Source organism: Paenibacillus sp. TAB_01 (assembly GCF_043945595.1).
GTDB lineage: Bacteria > Bacillota > Bacilli > Paenibacillales > NBRC-103111 > Paenibacillus_S.
Genome location: NZ_JBIFNP010000002.1, coordinates 46,179 through 66,602, shown reverse-complemented (window position 1 = coordinate 66,602; position 20,424 = coordinate 46,179). Strand labels below are relative to the sequence as shown.

Here is a 20,424-nt window from a genome sequence, read left to right as displayed (position 1 = left end):
CTCTCTATCGGGATGGAGCGGATTCGCCGGGCTGCTCGTAAGCTAATTGGGGCAGGTTCTCATCGCCGGAGATGGTCAAGCTCATCTTATGAGTTCCGTTCTCGAATGTATGGGAATCGCTATTCACATAAAAGGCCCCAACAATCCGAGTGAGCGCATCCTTCACATAAACGGCGCTTCCGGAGATCACTTCTACATTCCCAATGGCTTCTACACTGGCGTCATCCTTTATTTTTCCGTGCTCGTCAGCTAACTGAGCGGCTAGCTGCTCGATTTGTGAAAGATTAAGGTCGGATGGCGCACGCTCCAAATGCTGCAGCAATCCGTATTTTGCAATAAGCTCAGTATTCTCTGCATAAGCTTCGAGCGGATTTTTGTCCTCGTCGCCGCCGATGACTTTAATTTTGGTCCGCAGTTCTTCAATGGACAGGGAGTAGGACGCCGTGAGCAGGTTTGTCGTATCCTCAAGCACCCAATCCGTGATCTTGCTTCCGCGCTCGGTCAATTGAACCGCACCCTTTCTGGCAGACAACAAAAAGCGGCGGCCGGTTTGTTTGCGCGTTTCGGTTAGCGCCGTAACGATCATGTCCCAGATGGTTTTATCCCGCAGAATCAGCTTGGGAATAACGTATTCGGTGTCCGCAATCTCCCCGACAGGGATATTGAATTGGCCGCACAATTCACGAAGAATGGAAGAGGCGGTCATGGAAATAAATTTTCGGGAATCCGTGTTTTTGGTTAAATAAATGTTCTCGTCAAAGGCGGTCACGGACATTTTGCCCTTGGCGTCGATTGTATGTTGAAAAATGATGCCGCGGAACAGCTCATTATCATTATCCAGCAGCCGGAGCTCCTTCCCGAGTTGAAGATCGACGGCTTGTTCCTTGCCGTTAATTGTATTCGTGAGGGTGACATCCAGCTTGCGAAAAGCTTGGGTTATATCTCCTGACCAAGTAATCGAATTAACAATAGGGTCCAGGTACATTTCGTTATTATAAACAACTTGAATATTCATTGAGGGATCACCAACGTTTGCCCGGGATAAATGAGGTTCGGGTCAGTGACCCAGCAGGTCTTGATTGAGTTCGTAGAGGCTGCGCCACTGGTCGCCTGAGCCTAGCGTTTTTTTGGCGATATGCCAAAGTGTATCTCCGCCCCGCACCTCATACGTTTCGGGCCGGGCCAGCTGCTCCGGACGCGGCGCATCTTCTGGCAGCAGGACGCTGCCGTCAGAGGCTTTAACGAGCCTTTTGAATTCAATAAACCGGTATTCCTTCAAAGTCAAATCATAAAAAAGATCCCCGATATGACCGGCGCGCTCCTCGTAGGAAAAAGAACGGATAGTTACAGGGACATCGATAAATGGAGGGAGCGAGGCGTTCTCCGCTGAAACGGGAGTTACTTTGAGCCGAAGGGGCTGCCGGGCAGACATCCACGTTTCGATTTGCTTCACGATTTCCCATGGAGCTCGAGGTTCCGTCAAGGAATTACAGTAGGATAGATCATAGTCCCTCGGAAAAAACGAGGAAAACGTATATTCGCGCAGCTTTTCATTGCCTATAAACGTATACTCGCCAAGCTGGGCAACATCGATATCTTCATAGCCGTGGGTGGTAGTCACTTTGACCGTTTCCGGATTTACGGGGATTTGCAGCTGTTCCGCCTCGTTATTAAACGAAAGCCATATGGCTAATGTGCTCATCCGTTCAACGCCTCCATTTTCCTGACGAAGATCCCCAGCATATTGTCGATATCGCTTTCTCCCATTCGCTCTCCGTGATAGTGGAAGGTGAATTGGATTGGAGAGGCGGGAGAACCACTTCGCCAAGCATCGGCTTCGGCTTTGGTCTGAACCCGTTCATCCTTATGAAGAAGGGCATGATAACCGTTGTAGGGGACGCGGTCAAGTCCTCCTGCGTGGGAAAATTCCGGTCCGGAGAAGGCATTTGCATTCCAAGGGACCATTGAACTTGGAGTTCCGCTGGAGTTTTTTGTAGGTACAGTAGTGCCGTTTTGGCTGCGCTCTAACTCTTTCTTTTCAAGGGAGTTTTTTGCAGCGTAGCTGGCAATTATACCGGTGCCGGCACCTAACGCACCTCCAATCAGAGCTCCCCAAGGTCCAAGGGCAGCTCCCATCTGGGCTCCTTTGACACCTCCGATTAAAGTCATTAAGAGAGGATGCTCTGCAATCGTCTTTTCAAGTCCTTCAATAATCCCGCTGGCGAGACTATAACCGATTTCAAGTGCAACTGGAAATAACGGTTTCGCTATGGTCTGGACTCCATTGACCAGAGAGGTCGTAAGCGATTCCGTTACGGAAGAAATTTGCTGCTGCCCTCCGGATTGTAACCAAGTGTTAAAATGGGTGAGGAGATCATCGAGAATAAATGCAATTTTTGCCGGTATCGAGAGGTTCATAAATTCGGGATTACTCAGATACTGCGATTTAACATAATTAAAAGCGTACTGAAAAGCATTTAAAATAGCATCTGCTGCCGAAAAGGCGGCTCCCTGCAGCATCTGTCCCCATTGATCCAGGGTGGAGCTATTTTGAGTAATCCAGGCAAGCAGCTGCTCCAGCTTCGGTTGAATCGCCATGGAAATGCCGTCGCCCCATTTTTGGAGTAGGCCGTTCTCAAAGGTTTTTTTCAGCTGGTTGAATAATCCTTCCAGCGTATGGCCTTGCTTGGCCATAGCTTCTGGAAACCGGGTATTCATGCCCTCCGTAAGATCCTTTAACGCTTGATCTGCTGGAAGAGTACCGGCTTCTGCCATTTCTTTCAAATCATCCGTGCTTACCTTGATTTTTTTTGATAAGATTTCCCAGGCAGGAATGCCTGACTCCACAAGCTTGTCCATTTCTTCCGAGCTGACTTTACCCTCCATTTTCATTTTTCCAAGTGAGGAGGCAATTTCATCAAAGCCTTCACTCCCCAAGCCCAGACCGGTCGTGGCATTCCCAACGGCAGTAAGCATGGGAACTACGCTATCCGCAGCTATACCGTAGGCTAGAAGCTTTTTGGATGCCTCTCTAATTTCAGGAAGCTCAAACGGAGACTTATTGGAAAAAGCGGCAAGCTGGCTGCTAAACTCTTTGGCCTTATCACTACTGCCTAGCAAGGTTTCAAAGGCAACGTTAGCTTGTTCTGCATCGGAAGAAAGCTGGAGGGCGGCTTTGCTTACAGTATAGAGGGACTTGGCTGCAGCGCCGCCTACCTTTGTCAAAAGAGACCCTTCGTCCTTATCGGCGGATGAAGCCGAAGCCGAGGTTCCTTTAGAGGAAGACATACCATTAAATGCAGAAGAAGCCCTTTTAGCGGCAAACCCTAACAGGGCCGTTTGGGCTGTTAACTGGAGAATTTTAGAGGAAGCCGAAGCGCTTCCTTTTCGAATGGAGTTGAACGCACTTTTGGCAGAAAAGTTCAATACAGTAAAAGACGCTGATGCGGCAGTACTATACAACGTTAATTTTTTGATAGCTGATGAGGATAGCGTAACAACGCGGGTAAATGTAATGAGCTCCTTTGTTATTTTCCGCATTTTATCGCTAAACTTGTCTTCAAGCTGAATGATAACCTTCACATTATCCAATTACCTGTCACCTCCTCGTTGTGCCGCCTTTTCTTCATCCTCAAGCTGAACCAGGGTGGAAGCGAGCATAGCCATCCGTGATGCGTAAGGCTTCGCATAAAATTCGTCAGGCGGGATGTGGTGTCGCTGGAAAATCACATGAGCCAGGAACGGCACACCGCCTGACCGGATCAGTTTTTTAGCTCGTCGACCGTTTCGTCGGCATCGCCGAAGCCGGAGAGAGCCAGCCCTTCATTAACAATCCGCTCGATCTCGCCGGGAAGCAGAGCTTTACGCACGCAATCTACCGCGTTGATGGCATGATGCTTTTTCATCAGCTCGGCATTAGCAAAATCGACATTCGTCACCATTTGGGTAATGAGAATGGCTTTGAACTTCTCGTTATCGACCTCGCGGTCGCGGGCTTTCCCGCTCCCCGTATAGAAGGTCGCCTGCTCCCGCGCTTTGTCCAGCGTATTGGAATCGATGGCTTGAATCCGCAGCTTCGTGTTCAGGCGGCGCAAAGGGAGCTCCTTCTCAATATGCAAATCAGCGGTCAGAAAAGCCTGTAGAGCATCCATATAATCATCCTCCAAAGATGGTTTTGTAATAAAAAAGGAACCCAACGCAAGCCGTTGGATTCCTCGAATATGTGAACGCGGCAGGTACCGCGGGGTTGTGAACCTTCAGGCCGGATTAATTGACTTTAATTTCGCTCAGCCACTCAAAATCGTCGAATACGAACGGCCATTCCGTTTCGACAATCGTACCGTGTTCGAACTTCATCAGGTCGATCTTAGTGAACTGCACACCTTTCAGGCGTACATATTCATAGCCGTATGCTTCCGGATCGTTCAGCTTCATGTTCAATTCGGTCACGAAAGCCGATTTGCTGCTGTTCATGACCTGAGCGACTTTGCCAGCCAGCTCGGAGGTCACTTTATAGCCCTTGATCGTACCGGACAGCTCGATCGTTCCCGCTTTATTCCCGCTGATACGGCTGCCGGCGCGTTTAATTTTCTCATAGGAAATTTCGGCTGTCGCTTCGCCGGAGTAGAAGTTGGACAACCATTGTCCTTCGCACCAAATTTCTCCGAAGCTGCCTTGAATCGTTCGAGTGGAGTCCAAGATAGGCATACTGATGCACCGTCCTTTATTTTAGTTTGTGAAATATTCAGGCCATTAAAGAGTAACTGTCAGGAAAATGCGTTCCATCGAATCGATTTCGCGGTAGCTGATCTGCAGGTATACGGAATCGCCTGTGCTCGGATGCTGCGGATCGAGAATAACACTCACATCGGACAGCGTATTATACGCTTCGAGGGATTCCAGATAAGCCTTCACAGCGCTGATCAAAGCGGCTTGGCCGTCTTTGCTGTTATCGATTTTCCCGATATAGGTATCGTTTGCCGTTCTGGCAATATCGGTGCTCACCGCTTGCCGGGTGCGAATGCCGCGGATTTTGTGCTTGCTCGAAGTTAATCCCTGCTCGACCTTCACCTTTTCTCCGTCATGAACCAGCACGAGAGACCCGGCTAGCAGCGCATCCTTCACCTGTGAACTTGTCAGACGCTTGGTTACATCGTCAGCCGCAATCGGCGCGTAGGTAATGGAACGGTTGATGGCAGTGCCTGCAATCATCCCGGCAACATAAGGGGCGAATTGTGCAGAGCTGTAGTCGGTCCCTTGGATGGATACGCCGCTGATTAAGTTGACGATGTACATGTCATTGTTTGCAATCGAGCGGGCGTTGCCCTGGGCAGGGTCCGTATCAGCAGCCGAGGTCCCGCCGATAACGGCCATAAAGTGCTTGCCTTCTTCGCGATTCGCGGAAATCCAGGCTTTGAGCGCGGTTTGTTCGATTTCGCTGAACTCTCCGTCGTAGGCGAATACGTTAAAAGGCCGCGTGTCGAAGGCAGCGCGCATATCCGCATAATCCGCCGCCTCTGCGCTTTCCGGAAGCGTATAAACGAGCACTTCCTTCGCTCCGCCCTGCAGGGCCAGCTTGATGGATTGGATGTGATCTGCGCCGAACAGCTTCGCGGCTTCGGTTTCATTGCCGACCGTATAAAAAGCTTTGGCCTCAGCCGTACCTTCTGCGAACGACGTCAAAGGAATGGCGACAATCCCGCGTGCGCCTCCAACAATCTGTGCGGCCGCCGCCTCTTTAAAGTTCAAATACAATCCCGGACGAATCGGTAAAGATGTTACATCCCAAGTGCCTCCAGCCATGGTGAAACCTCCTTAGTATTGTGGTTAATGTTCTGCTCGGCTATCTGCTGCTTCAGGGCTTCCTTCAGGCAGCTGTGTTAAACGGTAACTTGTTGGACATGCACATGCTGCATTTTTTCGTAGGCCTCCTGTGTTCGCGCCACCCGGCCCTCGGTTCGCAGGCTGCCGGTGCAGGTATACTGGCCGCTCTCATTTAAGGCTGCGGCAGTAAAGGCATAGGAAGCGATGCGAATGAACCGCGGCAGGCCCTGAACGGGAATGAACGGGGTCTGATACATGCAAGAGCTGAGCTTGTCCATCGTCTCCAGTGCTTCTTCTGCGCTCGCTCCGGTATACCGCAGCTGGTATTCGCGCTCCGTTCGGATGTGCAGGTGCGTCTCCGAGGTGCGCAAATCGTTCAGCAGCACGATACTGAAGCTGTTTGCGGGAGCCGTGGACGGCGCTTCATAAAGCAGGGTAGCGGCTTCGGGAAACTTTGTCTTCAGAAAAGCTTCTACCGACAGCATTTCTTGAATGAGTGACACTTCGTCACCCCTTTCGATAGATTGATCGCGGGCCGTTGGCTTCAAGCGTTCAATGAAAAATGAGGAAAGGAGGAAGCGGGAGCAGCGGATCTCCTCTGCAAGCTTCGTCCGCTGAGTATGCCTTCGTCAGCCGATACGCTATGATGCAGTCACCTCCCGGTGTAGTGACGGAGTCTGATACCGCCGGTTCAGCGAGGTATCGACCGTTTCATAACGTATAGGTTTGAGATAGGGGAGAAGTAAAGGTAAGTATTTAACTTTTTTTTATATACTTACTATCTCGAGAGGGAGGGGAGATTTCGTCCGGCCGGAGGTGATAAACACTTATAGGTCCAGGAGCCGTATCCTTCTGGTACTGAGCGGCACGCTCGGCATTGCGGATGCGAGCCTGTTCGTCCAGCAGCAGAAGCTCCTTGGTAGAACGGTGGCGTCGTTTGGGGGCTGCATACCGCTGTCCGTCCGCACCGATTTCTTCGGCGACCTTGAGCGTCACTTCACGGCGATAGCGCAGCTCCTGCTGCCAGGGACTGAGGATGGGATAAGGCGTATGCGACATTTTATAAGGATTCGGATCGGTCAGCTCTTCTTTTAAAATATAATCCGCAAGCCGTTCCAGCTGTGTCGTGTCCGGCTTATGGTTCATTGAGCCCGTGTGCGACTCGATCAGCTTCCGGATTTCGTTCATACGGACACTGCGGTCCAGAATACCGCGGAGGACGAGCTGATTGACCTGCCGTTCAAAGTCGGATGTATAGTTATAGCTCATGCAGCTCACCTGCTTTACTAAGTTCATTCCTGCTTTGTTCGCAATCGCTCCAATGTTTAAATACAGCGGCAATCTTCTCGGTAGCGCAGCGGACGGCATGGCGAACGGCTTGCTTGGTAACCCCCATCAGCAAACCCGCCGTATCGAGGGGAAGGTCACAGCCGTAAACCCAGGCGATGGACTCGCTTTGCCGCGGTGTTAAAGAGGCGGCTTCCATGGCACGCTGCAAATCCGTTAAAATATCGACTCCGGCATAATCGCCGGCATAATAAGTTCTTGATCGTATATGATGTCCGTCGCGGAGCAGAAGCTCGATCCCTTTGGCGTCAATCAGCCCATACTTGCGGGCGTAGTCCCGGGAGCCTTTATCCAAATCGATGCGTGCTTTTCCCATAGTTCAAAACCTCCGTATGAAAGATCAGATTGGTGTGAAGGCAGTTCAAGCTTCAACCGCAAGTATCGTGATTTAACGTAAACTGTTTCCAAAAATGCGAACGAAATAAGAACACTTGTTCGTGTTTATTATTCTAATCTCTTCCAGCTTTGAACGCAAGGAGGAAAAAAATGCTTTTATTGGGCAAGTTATGCCGATTTTCCGGGATTCATAGCCGGTAATCTCCATATATCTATCGATTTCAGCTATTTTCTCTATTATTGAGATAAAGTGAGAGAATACCAGGCGAAAGAGAGGCGAACAAAAGGGGAACGCAAAGAGAACGCAAAGGGAACGGAGGAGAGTGCGAGAAGACGTAGAGCCGTCCCGTTCGCCGGGTCGGCTCCGCGCCGGTGCAGAACAGCGCTCGCGGCAGCGAGGTCCACACATCACTGGTTAGAGGGTCAGGTTGTTGCGGAACATAGCGTCTGCACGCTGGCGGATAATGAGCAGGAGATCATACGCCGCTCACAGACGAGAGCGAATCGGCTGAGAGCTGCTGTAAAAGTAAATAGAGGGTGTTCCCAAAGTAAGCAAACTTTGGAACACCCCCACAAGGGAAAGCCACCCGATCTCCAGACTTACTTTGGGTAAGCCTCGAAGCAGGAACCTTTTGAAGCCTCGGTTACTCTTCCTATCGCCAAACACGGGCTCGTGTTTAATCATGTCAATTAGCCGCTGGTGCACACTGCAGCCAAGAATGAACTGATTTTCGGTACCAATCTGAGCATTGTAACCCGGCTTGAGCTGGTCGTTTCGCATAGGGCCCTTTTTCATTCGCAAATCAACAATTAAATACGATTTATATTGCTCATAAAATTCAATATAGCTTCAATGCGTATTTTATCAGCGCATCCTTCGCAACAAAAATACTTAACCTTTCTTTCCTTAGCTTGTTTATATTTTAGTGAACCTTCATATGCCCTGAATGGTTTTTTACAACAAAAGCATAGTACCTCAAAGTAAAACACTTTTAACCCCTCCTAAGTGACACATCACTTATTTAGTTGATATATCGAAGATGGTAACCAGTTCTCCAGTATATTCCCGTCAATCACGACAAGGTCCCATACCATTGACATGATTATCGTGATGCGTTATAACTGAGTGAATTCTAAATAACACGCTGTATTATTTATTTTAATACAGTGAATTAAATAAAACAAGGGAGCTTTTACCGTTGCCAAAAGTCGTGGACCACGAACAAAAAAGAAAACTGATCGCCGAATCGGCATGGAATATTATTGAAGAAAAAGGAATTGAGCATGCATCCATCCGCGCCGTCGCCGCTGCGGCAGGATTATCGCCCGGCGCCTTGCGGCATTATTTTTCAACGCAGGACGAGCTGTTACTATTTATCGTGGATTATTATTTGACGAGAGGAGCTGCCAGAGCAGCAGAGGGGCTGGTGATAAGCCCTATTCCGATAAAGGCCGCGAGGGAAATTCTGTTACAGCTGCTCCCTATGGATGCGGACAAACGAACTGCCGCCGGCGTCTGGTGAACCTTCGCCAGCCGTTCCCTCACGAGCTTGGCGTTGCGGGCTAAAAAAGAAGAGCTTACGGACGGACTCCACTACCTGACTCAAGCCGCCCTTGAAATTCTAGCTCAAGCGAAGCTTCTCCCCTCCGAGGTGGACATTCAACTCGAAACGCTAAGATTGGCCGCGCTTATCGAAGGCTTGACGATACTTGCAATGCTCCGCCCGGAGCTCTACACACCGGAGACCGTTGAACAGATCGTCATTCGCCATCTCCAGGAGCTGTGCTCACGCCATACGGATGGTTGAGCATGTAGTCGATTCCCGGAAAATAACCGTGCAGAGGCGCAAGGCTTATCCGAAACGGTACGCGAATCATAATACCGTTGAAACTAGGAAAGAAATGGCTAGGATAACGAAGTTCAATACTGTACCTTCGAGGAACGCATTTTACACGTTGTTTTCTTAAGGTTTAACAAAGCCTTTTGTTTCAAAATTAAAAGAGGGTGTCCCATAAGCCATTTTCATGACTTATGGGACACCCTCCGAAAGGGATCGGCGTAATCTGGATCAGATTTGCCGGGAATGAGGCGTCTATTGAAATATACGCAGGGCCCAAGGGGCGATCAGCAGCGTAATAAAGGCGGTCAGGATCATAGCGATACTGGAGATCGAGCCGGATACGGAGCCGAACTCGAACGCTTTGGACGTTCCCGCCGTATGGGCGCTGGTCCCAAGCAGGACGCCGCGGGCAATCTCGTTGCGGATGCGGAACAGGCGGATAATGACGGGGCCGAGCAGCATCCCGAGCAGTCCCGTCATCAGGACGAACAAAGCCGTAATTGCCGGTACGCCTCCCGTCAGCTCGGAGATGGCCATGGCAATCGGCGTCGTCGCGGAGCGGGGCGCGATGCTCTCCATAATTTGAGTGTTCAGCTTTAGCTCCTTGGCAAGCCATGCCGAGGACAGGTAAGCAAGTACTGCGCCCGAAAGAACGCTAACGCCGACGGTCAAAGCGTGCTTTTTCAGGATAGCGAAATTTTTATATAGCGGAACGGCTAAAGCGACCGTCGCCGGGCCGATCATATCGCTAAGCCAGTGGGTTCCGGCGTGATAGGTTTCATAAGGGACGCCGGACAATACCAAAGATAAAACGACAACGATGGGCGTCAGCAGCAGCGGGGTAAAATAAATTTTGGGGAACCGCTGGTAAAAACGTTTCGTAACGAGATAAATGATTAGCGTGACAAAGAAGCAGCCTATGGCGATGACGTTCATAACGGTTTATTCTCCTTCGGTTTGGCGATCCACTCGGCCAATAATCCGGCGCAAAGCATCACCATGATGGTACTGACGACAACGACCAGCAGGATACGAAAGCCGCTGCCGAGCAGTAGCGTTTTGTATTGGATCATTCCCGCGGCGGGCGGGATGAAGAAGAGCAGCATTTCGGCCAGCAGCCATTTGGCGCCGAGATCGATCCATTCCAGCTTGATCAGCTTCAGCTGCAGCGAAACGAACACCAATGCAAGCCCCAGAATGCTTCCGGGAACGCTCCAATGGAGTACTTCCACCAACCGGTTCATCAAATAGGATAAGATTATAAAAAAGAGCACCTGCGCAGCGCTTTTCCAAAAACTCAACAAGGGGCATTCCTCCACGGCTTGATCTTGTAAAGTCCGCTGTCACGGACTTTAAGATTGCTTATAAAGTAGATTTTTATTGGGCTTAACGGCATATGTCTGGTGAACAAGGAGCTGAAAAAGTACCTCTTATGAAAGTGTACAGCATCTATTTTCATTGGTAAAATGAATATATAGAATAAAAATCATTCCTATTGTCTATAGTTAGAGAGGCTAAACGGATGGATATAAGACATTTGCAGTATGTGCTCGAGCTGGCGCGAACGGGCAACTTCACCAAGGCGGCGGAAATCCTCCATATCACCCAGCCTACGCTGAGCAAGATGATCAAGAATCTGGAGGAGGAGCTCGGTGTCGAGCTGTTCTCGCGGATCGGCAAGCGGGTGGAGCTGACCGAGGAAGGGAAGGTCATATGGGGCAAAGCACAGGATATCGTCCAATCGTTTAACGATTTGCAGAGGGAAATTAACGACCTTACCCATCTGCATAAAGGCAATATCCGGATCGGACTGCCGCCGATGGCCGGCGCGAGCTTTTTCCCGATGGTGATCCGCCGCTTCCGCGACTGCTATCCGGGCGTGACGATTCAGATGGTGGAGGACGGCTCCATCAAAATCGAATCCGAGGTGGCCGGCGGCAATCTCGATATGGGCGTCGTGCTGCTGCCTACGAACGAGGAGCTTTTTGAAACGTATACGATCATTCAGGAGAACCTGAGGCTGCTCGTACATCCGGCACACCGGCTGGCGGATCGAGAGGAAGTGTCCTTAGCTGAGTTAGCGGAGGAAACGTTTATTTTGTTTCGCGAGGATTTCGCTCTTCACGATACGATCATTTCCGAGTGTGTCCGCGCAGGCTTTCAGCCGCAGGTGCTGTATAAAAGCTCGCAGTGGGATTTTATCGGCGAAATGGTCGCGGCCAATCTGGGCATTGCTCTGCTTCCGGAGCCGATCTGCCAGGTGCTGAACCCGAGCCGCATTCGTACACTGCGTGTGGTGAACCCGACGATTCCATGGCATTTGGCGATGATCTGGCGCAAAAATATGTATTTATCGTTTGCCGCAAAAGAGTGGATTCGGTTTACGCAGGAGCGGTTCGAAGAAAAGCTGAAGCTGCTGGACCGATCTGGGATGACGGAACAATAATGGCAGCGCAGACAAATTTGCAGCTATGCCGGGGTTGCCCTTCATAACGGATTAAGGTAAAATATCCCTAGCTTAATTGTTAACTTTAAAAATCAAAATTTGGTTGACAACTCAAAAGCATCGATGCCGTTCCGGAAGCATCCGGCTTCCGGCAATTTATGGGGAGGCGTTACCTACATGCTGGTTCGAACAACCGATTGGTCCGCGTATAGTAATAAGGCTTTAATGGGAGAGTTAGTAACGAAAGAGGAGGCACTGCAGCTGCTGCAGGCTGAGGATAGCGAGCTTCTTGCGATTATGGATGCGGCCTTTCAGGTGCGCAGTCACTATTATGGAAAGAAAGTGAAGCTGAACCTGATCATTAACGCGAAAAGCGGCCTTTGCCCAGAGGACTGCGGGTATTGCTCCCAGTCTATCATCTCCAGGGCGCCGATTGATAAATATCCGCTGCTGGATAAAGCGACGCTGGTCGAGGGAGCCCGCAAAGCGATGGAGCTTAAGGTTGGAACCTACTGCATCGTAGCCAGCGGCAGACGACCGACAACTAGAGAGCTGGAGCAGGTGATAGAGGCGGTACAGGAGATCAAAGCGGCGATGCCGATGAAAATCTGCGCCTGTCTCGGTATCCTGACTTCGGATCAGGCGGTGCGGCTGAAGGATGCCGGCGTGAACCGGTACAATCACAATTTGAACACAAGCCGCGGGCACTTCCAGCACATTACAACGACCCATACCTACGATCATCGGATGGAGACGATCGCCCAAGCCAAAGCCTCCGGCATGTCGCCCTGCTCCGGCGTGATTATCGGCATGGGAGAAAACGATGAAGAAATTGTGGAAATGGCTTATGCGTTAAGAGAGCTGGATGCCGATTCGGTTCCAATCAATTTCTTGAATCCGATAGCCGGAACTCCGTTAGAGGGACGCACCGGTTTAAATCCTCGCAAGTGCTTGAAGGTATTGGCCTTAATGCGGTTTATTCTTCCTGCCAAAGAAATTCGCGTTGCCGGAGGACGGGAATTGAATTTGGGTACCCTTCAACCGCTGGCGTTATATGCGGCTAATTCTATTTTCGTAGGAGATTATTTAACGACGCAGGGCCAGGCGGCGGGGGAGGATCACCGGATGATTGAAGAGCTGGGCTTTGAAATCGAGCCTTGCGCGTTGTAAGTGAATAAGGGCGGCAGGATAGGCGTAAATCGTCAGGTCAGGTTGTGTTTTTATCAGGTGGAGGCTGGCACAATACTAGTACTTCACTTATAATAGGTAGAGAGACAACCTTCCAGTCGTCCTTTTACGAATTCACATTAAACGTTTAAATGAGGTGCGAATATGAGTTTTTTTGATTTAACGGGTAAAGTAGCGATCGTCACGGGCGGTGCGGTCGGTCTGGGCGGAGGCATTTCCTTGGGACTGGCTCAAGCCGGCGCAGATATCGTTGTCGTAACCAGCAACGACCGGAACAGAGAAACCCAACAGAAAATTGAAGCAATGGGCCGCAAGGTTCATACGATTGTAGCGAACTTATCCGACGAGTCCCAGCTGCCGCGCATCGTTAGCGAGACATTGGACGTTTTCGGTAAAATTGATATTTTAGTCAACAACGCGGGCATTATCCGCCGTACGCCGGCCGCCGACCACTCCGCGCAGGACTGGCATGACGTGATCAACTTGAATCTGAATGCCGCCTTCTTCCTGTGCCAATTGGTTGGCCGCGAAATGATCAAGCAGGGCTCCGGCAAAATCATTAACATCGCTTCGATGCTCAGCTTCCAAGGGGGCATTAACGTTCCTGGTTATACCGCATCCAAGCATGCGATTGCAGGGATTACGAAAGCGCTCGCTAACGAATGGGCAGGCAAAGGCGTTCAAGTTAACGCGATCGCTCCAGGCTACATGTCGACGGACAACACGGCCGCCCTGCGTGCCGACGAAGAGCGCAGCTCGCAAATCCTCGTCCGTATTCCGGCTGGCCGCTGGGGCACGACGGAAGATCTGCAAGGACCGGCGATTTTCCTGGCTTCCTCCGCTTCCGATTACATGAACGGTCACGTGCTGTGCGTTGACGGCGGATGGATGAACCGATAATGACGACATCGCAGAACTCCAATCAAATGTTTCAGCCGGAAATCATTACGTTTGGCGAGACGATGGCTTTGATGATGCCTACAGGCTCCAAGGGCATTGAGTATTCTCCGCAGTTTCAAGGCTTGTTCGGAGGCGCGGAGAGCAATGTGGCTATCGGCGTAGCACGCCTTGGTCATCGTGTCGGCTGGTTCAGCCGTCTCGGGAAAGGACCGTTCGGAAGACTGATCCTGAAAAAAATCCGCGGCGAAGGTGTCGACGTTTCCCGAGCGGAGCTGACGACGGAGGCGCCGACGGGGCTGATGCTCCGCGAGGTCGTGTCCGGTAAAACCTCGGTTTATTATTACCGGAAGGGCTCTGCGGCCAGCACCTTGAAGCCGGAGCATCTGGATGAAGAATATATTAAGCAGGCTAAATATTTGCATGTCACCGGGATTACGCCTGCACTCAGCGAATCGTGCCGCGAGGCGGCCAAGGAAGCGATTCGCCTGGCGCGCAAGCACGGAGTCAAGGTATGCTTCGACCCGAACCTTCGTTTGAAGCTTTGGTCTATTGAAGAAGCGCGCGGCGTGCTTCTGGATATGGCGAAGGAAGCGGATTACTTCCTGCCGGGTTTGGACGAGCTGAAGCTGCTGTATCAAACGGAAAGCTTCGACGAAATCGTGAAGCATTTGAATGAACTGAATGCGGTTTCGATCGTGAAAGGCGGCGACGATGAAACCTACGTCGTAGAGAAGGGGAACGTAACGGCGGTGCCTTATTTCAAGGCCGAGCAGGTGGTGGACACGGTAGGAGCCGGTGACGGTTTCTGCGCAGGGTTCATCGTAGGCTTGCTGAAGGGATACAGCCATGCCGAGGCGGTTCGTCTCGGCAATCTGATCGGCTCGATGGTCGTTCAAATGGAAGGCGACTGGGAAGGCATTCCGACCTGGGAGCAGGTTGAAGCCGTGCTGAACAATGTGAAGCACGTAGAACGGTAAGCATACGGTTTAGGTATAGAGATACTCAACGGGAGAATGGAGGAGGGGAGACAGCTCTTTTCCCTTCCGGCAACCGGAGGGTTCTACTTTGAAGCAAAGGAATGGATGATACAAGATGAAGAAAATCAGACTGCTGCAGCAAATCAGTAATGAAGGCGTCGTAGCCGTGCTCCGCGGCGAAACGCCGGAGGAAGTCGTTGAGATGGCGGAGCAAGCCATCGAGGGAGGCATTAAAGTCATCGAAGTGACGATGACCGTGCCTTTCGCTCTGCAAGCGATCGAGAAGCTGGCCAAGAAATATTCCAGCTCCACGCAGGATCCGTCCAAGTACGCAATTATCGGCGTAGGCACGGTATTGGATCCGGAGACGGCGCGTGCAGCCATTCTAAGCGGCTCCGAGTTCGTAGTCGGGCCCTCCCTTAACCCGGACACGATAACGCTATGCAACCGTTACAGCGTACCGGTGATGCCGGGCGTCATGACGGTTAAGGAAATTCAGCAGGCGCTGGAGCTTGGCGTAGATATCGTCAAGCTGTTCCCGGGCAACCTGTATTCCCCGTCGACGATTAAAGCCATTAAAGGTCCGTCTGCCGCAGGCAAACATCATGCCGACAGGCGGCGTATCGCTCGGCAATTTGGCCGAGTGGATCAAAGCGGGCGCGGTAGCTGTCGGCATCGGCTCCGACCTGACCACCGATGCGGTGAAAGAGCGCAACTACAGTCTGGTTGCCAAGAAAGCGGCAAAGTACATCGAAGCGTACCGGGCGGCGAAGCAATAAGATTGAGCCACAAAGCAATAATGAAGAGACGATCTTCCTATGAAGAGGATCGTCTCTTTTTTCACCTATCACAATTTATAAATTTTCGGGGTCCCCGCAAAGTACCTGAGTCTGCTTCGAAGCATAGGCTCCACTTTGTGGGGTTTTCTTGGTGAAGGCAGGAAAATAAAAAGCACAGAAGCTTATCGCTTCTGCGCCTTTGGGAATTGCATCTATATCAGCTTACTCCGTTGCAACCGATTGGTCTGCTTGCAGATTGACAGGTGCGATACGTACAAAGCTCGTTTCGAGATTAGCAAGCAGGTATGCTACCGTTGCTGCAGCATCGGATTGACCGGAAGCTTCCAGCTCTTGATGGTAAGCGCCGAGCAGCTCGTTCAAGTCCTTAACGCTTTGCGGACCCACTTGCTCGATCTTCACTTTCGCGCCCTTGGCAATACGGCGTGTGATAGCTGCTTCGTCCAAGCCCATTTCCGGCACCAGACGCTGGTAGATCACACCGCCGGTCATCCCTGCGCAGATCCATGGACCCGGATCGCCAAGGACAACAGCGCGGCCGTTGGTCATGTATTCGAATGCGAAGCCCTTCAGGTTCGCACGGGCTGCCAGACCACCGAGGTGATCTTCCAGAGGAGAAGCGATCTCGCCTCCGAAGACAACGTCCGCACCGGAGAAACGGATGCAGGCACGAGTATCGGCATTGCCTTGGATCAGGAATAGGCCTTTTTGTGCGCCGTAACCGAACGATTTACCAACGGAACCGTTGATGAACTGTTTGTTCTGGCCCTGCGATTTCAGAACGGCGATTTTGCCGCCGAGCGACATTTTACCCACGCCGTCCTCAGCGCCGCCGTTAACGGTAATTTCCACGCCGCGGGCATTAAAGGCACCCAAACCGATACCGGCTACGGAACCGTTTGTCAAGTTCAACGAAACTTTAGGCAGGCTGTCATAGCTTCCGTCGAAACGGTCTCTGACGCGGTGGCTGGCAAAACGGGTACCGAGAATACGGGATTCCGCATCCAGTTTGGACCATACGCGTTCAACCGGTGCATCGAAGGATAACGAATCCGGGAAGAACTCTTGACCTTCGGCACCAGCTGCGATGCGGATATCGGACGATACGGCCGCGGCAGCTTCCAGCTGTGCATCCTGAGCCGCTGCGAAGGACAACGGAGCCGGACGAAGAATTTCGGATAAATCGATTTTGTCGTTGCAGCTTACTTGCTGCAGCAGGTCGGAACGGCCTACGAGATCTTGTGCGTTCGCGAAGCCCAATTGAGCTACAATCTCGCGGATTTCTTCGCCCATACCGCCGAACAGGCGTACGAGGGAATCTACAGCCGTATCGTATACACGAGGAACGAAGCGGCGAAGCCCTTTTTCTTCAGCTTCCTCCATGGAATCGATCTGCGTTGCAATACCTACGTGGCAAGTATCCAAATGGCAGCCGCGGCAGGTGGTGCAGCCGATCGCTTGCATGGAGATACTGCCGAAGCCGCAGCGGTTCGCGCCGAGCATCATCATTTTGACTACGTCTGCGCCGGATTTCAAGCCGCCGTCAGACCACAGCTCGACTTTATGACGAAGCCCCGCTTCGATCAGCGCCACGTGAGCCAGCTTCGTACCGATCTCGGTAGGCAGACCGACGTGAGTCAAGGAGTGGATACGAGCCGCACCTGTACCGCCGTCGAAGCCGGACAAGGTGATGACATCCGCACCTGCTTTGGCTACACCGACAGCAATGGTACCGATACCCGGTACGACCGGGATTTTAACATTGATTTTCGCTTTACGTCCGCTCGCTTCTTTCAGCTCGGAGATGATTTGCGCCAAGTCCTCGATCGAATAAATATCGTGGTTGTTGGACGGCGAGATCAAGTCGGAGCCGATCGTCGCATTACGCGCCGCAGCGATCTTGGCTGTAACCTTGGAGCCCGGCAGGTGACCGCCTTCGCCCGGTTTGGCGCCTTGACCGATCTTGATTTCCAGGAATGCGACCGCATTGGCCAGCTCTACGTTAATACCGAAACGTCCGGATGCGACCTGCGCACCGCGGGTTCTTTTGTAACGGCCGAGCATATCTTTAATTTCTCCGCCCTCGCCGTTCATGGTTACCATGTTCAGACGCTCGCCGGCTTCCGCATACGCGCGGAACGCGGTTTCGTTCTGGGAACCGAACGACATGGAGGAGATAAGCATTGGCAGATCATGATCGCCTACACCGATGTTGACTTGAGAAGGCTCGAGCGGCTTGCGGCCTTCCTTCTGAGCCAGCTCGTAGTTGAAATCGGCTACGTGGCGAATCGAAATCGGATTGCGCTTCTCTTCCTCGCGCAGCTTGTCACGATAATCCGTGTAAGGCGCGGTTCCGGAAGCGGCTTCGCCTAAAGCTTTCCACATCCGTTGGAAGAAGTGGAAGTTCCGGGCTGCTTTCGCCTTCGGATTCGAGAAGTCCGCGTAACGGGCTTCAGCGTCTTTTTCCAGCTCGGCAAAGCCGGTACCTGCATTCTCGCTGCCCAAATAGTTGACGATATCGAGCACATCGGATACTTCAGGCTTCAAACCGATCGAAGAGAAGAAGCGGGTGTAGCCGCGCAGCTCGTGCGTACCGATCGTGGAGATGACTTTCTCCAGACCTTTGCTCAAAGCAAGGTAAACCTTATGCGCAGCCGGAGCTCCGTTCTTGTCCGCAGCGGTAGCGAACAGCAGATAAGGAGACACAACATCTACGCCCAAGCCGACAGCTACGGCGATATCGTGCAGGTTGCGGATCGCAGCCGTGCGCAGCACGACGGTAACTTGACGGCGCAGATTGTCGCCGAAGGACAATTTGTGCGCGCGAAGCGCGATATCCACCTTGGAAGCCGTCAGATGCGGATCAAGGAACAAACGGTCGTTTTGATGCGCCTGCGCATCGTCAAGCACAAGCAGCATAGCACCGTTCTGTACCGCTGCGACGGCATCTGCCGCCAACTGCTCCAAAGCGTCCTTCAAGGAAGTGCCGCGGGCATACGTTGTTGAAAGAACAGCTACCGCGTTCTCGCCTTGAGCGGAGAATTGGGCTACCAGCTGCTCGAAGCTCGGCTGGCCCAGCTCGGACAAGGCTTGTGCGCCGTTAGCGCCCTCAAGCACCAGCGGTGTCAGCAGCTCGATACGCAAGCGTTGATCCGGCTGTCCGTATACGGCAGGACGAGGTCCGACGACCACGCGGGTGGAGAAATGCTCCATCTCACGGTCACGGTCGATCGCAGGGTTCGTAACAACCGCTACGCTTTCTTTAATGAAATCAGGAATGTTCTGACGCTCCCAATTGATACAGGCGTGCGGACCGTCATGACCCAAGGAACGAATCGGCTCTGCACCGGTCTCGGACATGGTTTCGATCTGCTGGATGCCTTCGCGGTCCCAGCCGAATGCGCTGTAAAGGGCATCGGTAACGGTAATCTCTTCATTGGAGGAAGCTTCAACGGAAGCAACGCCTTCAACCAGATGCTTGCGCAGTCCTGCAAAGTTAATGCGCTTGCTGGCGCGTTCGTAAACCAGCGATTGAACCTCGGAATAAGGAATGACTTGAACATGCTCGCCAGGCGTCAGCACAACGCCCATTTTCTCGCCGGGAGCGATAGGCTTCGGATCGGCAACCATTTCACCGACGGTAATAACCCCTTGCTCGGAGGAGAAGTACAGGGAGGTTTCGCTCTCGACCATCCACAGCGGACGCAGACCCAGCGCATCTACGCTGAAGATACATTCATTGCCGTAACGGGAAACGATACCTGCCGAACCTTGAGCATAGTGGCCCCAAATTTGACGATAGTAGACATAGAGATCCTGCAGCTCCGGACGGAACAGCTTCATTTCATTAATAATAGGAGGGAAGACGATTTCCATCGCTTCGAACAGAGTGATGCCGAAACGGTGGATGAAGGTTTCGATGGTGCGGTTCATATCTTGGGAGTCACTGCCGTTATCAACCAGCTGAACGCCGACCATATCGGCTTCCAGGCGCAATTTCTTCACTGTATTGATCTCACCGTTATGACCCAGCAAAGAGAATGGCTGAACACGGAAGAAACTGGACTGCGTATTGGTGGAGTAACGGTTGTGGCCGATCGTTACTTGCGCCGCGAACAGCGGATCGCGCATATCGTTGAAATATTTAGGCAGAATGCTGGCCGCGCCCATGACTTTGTAAGCGGCGGTAACGTTGCTGAGTGTAGCGACATGCACGTTGTAACGCTTCTCGATCGCCGTGTGCAGCTCGAACAAATGGTCAGCTACAACGACTTCCTGCTTATCGCAAAGAGCGGCAACCTGCCAGAACGTAGGCTCGTCGTTACGGCCGTTTTGGCCAAGCACGCTGCTGTCGACCTGGTTTTCCTGCTCCAGGATAATAGTGATTTCATGCTGGGCGAACAACTCGCGAATACCTTGCTGCATCTCGGAAGCGGAAATATCCAAGCTGCGCGGCACGAAAATATGGGCAACGGAAAAGCGGTTGTCGTAAGCCAGCTTGCCGTCCAGGCCGGCGTCCGTTAACTTTTTCTCCCAAAGGGCTCTTGGAATATCGGTGAGAATCCCGCATCCGTCGCCTTCGCCGTTAATGAAACCCGAACGATGTTCGATTTTAACAAGGGCATCAATCGCTTTAGCGATGTTATCACGGGATGGAAAACCGTCTTTTTCTACGATGCAGATGATACCGCAGCTGTCGTGCTCGGTACCTAACAGATTCTGAAAACGGCCTTCATTGCGCATTACTTCATTCATTCTTGTGGTCAGCA

The 20,424-nt window shown here is 51.9% G+C and carries 17 protein-coding genes and 3 pseudogenes; 7 read left to right on the top strand and 13 right to left on the bottom strand.

Features of this window, described 5'->3' with window-relative positions; translation table 11 throughout:
* Positions 1–4: 4 nt before the first annotated feature.
* The 10 genes and pseudogenes from ACHHV8_RS33345 to ACHHV8_RS36865 form a co-directional block, all read right to left on the bottom strand.
* Complete coding sequence (locus tag ACHHV8_RS33345; protein WP_395163776.1) at positions 5–1,015, bottom strand: XkdQ/YqbQ family protein; 1,011 nt, start codon at positions 1,013–1,015, stop codon at positions 5–7.
* A gap of 42 nt (positions 1,016–1,057) precedes the next feature.
* Positions 1,058–1,702 carry a LysM peptidoglycan-binding domain-containing protein gene (locus ACHHV8_RS33340; protein ID WP_395163775.1) on the bottom strand — a complete coding sequence of 215 codons (645 nt, stop codon included), beginning with the start codon at positions 1,700–1,702 and terminating at the stop codon, positions 1,058–1,060.
* Positions 1,699–3,582: a tape measure protein gene (locus ACHHV8_RS33335; RefSeq protein WP_395164298.1), complete on the bottom strand. Its 1,884-nt coding sequence runs from the start codon at positions 3,580–3,582 to the stop codon at positions 1,699–1,701. The genes ACHHV8_RS33340 and ACHHV8_RS33335 overlap by 4 nt, the downstream gene beginning before the upstream one ends.
* A gap of 179 nt (positions 3,583–3,761) precedes the next feature.
* Complete coding sequence (locus ACHHV8_RS33330; RefSeq protein WP_395163774.1) at positions 3,762–4,151, bottom strand: phage tail assembly chaperone; 390 nt, start codon at positions 4,149–4,151, stop codon at positions 3,762–3,764.
* Positions 4,152–4,266: 115 nt separating this feature from the next.
* Positions 4,267–4,707, bottom strand: coding sequence for a phage tail tube protein (locus ACHHV8_RS33325; RefSeq protein ID WP_395163773.1), 441 nt, complete (start codon positions 4,705–4,707; stop codon positions 4,267–4,269).
* 45 nt (positions 4,708–4,752) lie between these two features.
* Positions 4,753–5,802: a phage tail sheath subtilisin-like domain-containing protein gene (locus ACHHV8_RS33320; RefSeq protein WP_395163772.1), complete on the bottom strand. Its 1,050-nt coding sequence runs from the start codon at positions 5,800–5,802 to the stop codon at positions 4,753–4,755.
* 77 nt (positions 5,803–5,879) lie between these two features.
* Positions 5,880–6,326 (bottom strand): hypothetical protein, encoded by a 447-nt coding sequence (locus ACHHV8_RS33315; protein WP_395163771.1) that lies wholly within the window; start codon positions 6,324–6,326, stop codon positions 5,880–5,882.
* 253 nt (positions 6,327–6,579) lie between these two features.
* Entirely contained in the window at positions 6,580–7,092 is a 513-nt protein-coding gene (locus ACHHV8_RS33310) for a hypothetical protein (RefSeq protein ID WP_395163770.1), read from the bottom strand.
* Positions 7,082–7,486 carry an RNA polymerase subunit sigma gene (locus ACHHV8_RS33305; protein WP_395163769.1) on the bottom strand — a complete coding sequence of 135 codons (405 nt, stop codon included), beginning with the start codon at positions 7,484–7,486 and terminating at the stop codon, positions 7,082–7,084. Before ACHHV8_RS33305 ends, ACHHV8_RS33310 begins: the two co-directional genes overlap by 11 nt.
* A gap of 507 nt (positions 7,487–7,993) precedes the next feature.
* Positions 7,994–8,182: pseudogene (locus tag ACHHV8_RS36865) on the bottom strand (transposase); the annotation flags it as partial.
* Between the two features lie 523 nt (positions 8,183–8,705).
* On the opposite strand from ACHHV8_RS36865, the gene ACHHV8_RS36860 reads away from it, so the two are divergent.
* Both ACHHV8_RS36860 and ACHHV8_RS36855 read left to right on the top strand, forming a co-directional pair.
* A complete protein-coding gene (locus ACHHV8_RS36860) occupies positions 8,706–9,029 on the top strand; it encodes a TetR/AcrR family transcriptional regulator (RefSeq protein ID WP_483874901.1) in 324 nt (107 codons plus the stop codon).
* A 15-nt stretch (positions 9,030–9,044) separates the two neighbouring features.
* Positions 9,045–9,314, top strand: a pseudogene (locus ACHHV8_RS36855) (TetR family transcriptional regulator C-terminal domain-containing protein); the annotation flags it as partial.
* Positions 9,315–9,599: 285 nt separating this feature from the next.
* Here the strand turns inward: ACHHV8_RS36855 and ACHHV8_RS33295 are convergent.
* Both ACHHV8_RS33295 and ACHHV8_RS33290 read right to left on the bottom strand, forming a co-directional pair.
* A complete protein-coding gene (locus ACHHV8_RS33295) occupies positions 9,600–10,283 on the bottom strand; it encodes an LrgB family protein (RefSeq protein ID WP_395163768.1) in 684 nt (227 codons plus the stop codon).
* Complete coding sequence (locus ACHHV8_RS33290; protein WP_395163767.1) at positions 10,280–10,648, bottom strand: CidA/LrgA family holin-like protein; 369 nt, start codon at positions 10,646–10,648, stop codon at positions 10,280–10,282. The genes ACHHV8_RS33295 and ACHHV8_RS33290 overlap by 4 nt, the downstream gene beginning before the upstream one ends.
* A gap of 221 nt (positions 10,649–10,869) precedes the next feature.
* On the opposite strand from ACHHV8_RS33290, the gene cidR reads away from it, so the two are divergent.
* The 5 genes and pseudogenes from cidR to ACHHV8_RS33265 all read left to right on the top strand — a co-directional run bounded on the left by cidR (position 10,870) and on the right by ACHHV8_RS33265 (position 15,637).
* On the top strand, positions 10,870–11,793 hold the full coding sequence (gene cidR, locus ACHHV8_RS33285; RefSeq protein WP_395163766.1) for a cidABC operon transcriptional activator CidR: 924 nt from the start codon (positions 10,870–10,872) through the stop codon (positions 11,791–11,793).
* Between the two features lie 177 nt (positions 11,794–11,970).
* Positions 11,971–12,963 (top strand): biotin synthase BioB, encoded by a 993-nt coding sequence (gene bioB, locus ACHHV8_RS33280; RefSeq protein ID WP_395163765.1) that lies wholly within the window; start codon positions 11,971–11,973, stop codon positions 12,961–12,963.
* A 162-nt stretch (positions 12,964–13,125) separates the two neighbouring features.
* Positions 13,126–13,881 (top strand): 2-dehydro-3-deoxy-D-gluconate 5-dehydrogenase KduD, encoded by a 756-nt coding sequence (gene kduD / locus ACHHV8_RS33275; RefSeq protein ID WP_395163764.1) that lies wholly within the window; start codon positions 13,126–13,128, stop codon positions 13,879–13,881.
* The gene (locus ACHHV8_RS33270) at positions 13,881–14,858 is read left to right on the top strand and encodes a sugar kinase (RefSeq protein WP_395163763.1); all 978 of its coding nucleotides are present in this window, start codon (positions 13,881–13,883) and stop codon (positions 14,856–14,858) included. The genes kduD and ACHHV8_RS33270 overlap by 1 nt, the downstream gene beginning before the upstream one ends.
* A 115-nt stretch (positions 14,859–14,973) precedes the next feature.
* A pseudogene (locus tag ACHHV8_RS33265) lies at positions 14,974–15,637 on the top strand (bifunctional 2-keto-4-hydroxyglutarate aldolase/2-keto-3-deoxy-6-phosphogluconate aldolase).
* A 222-nt stretch (positions 15,638–15,859) separates the two neighbouring features.
* On the opposite strand, the gene ACHHV8_RS33260 reads toward ACHHV8_RS33265, so the two are convergent.
* Positions 15,860–20,410: a glutamate synthase-related protein gene (locus ACHHV8_RS33260; RefSeq protein WP_395163762.1), complete on the bottom strand. Its 4,551-nt coding sequence runs from the start codon at positions 20,408–20,410 to the stop codon at positions 15,860–15,862.
* Positions 20,411–20,424: the final 14 nt, after the last annotated feature.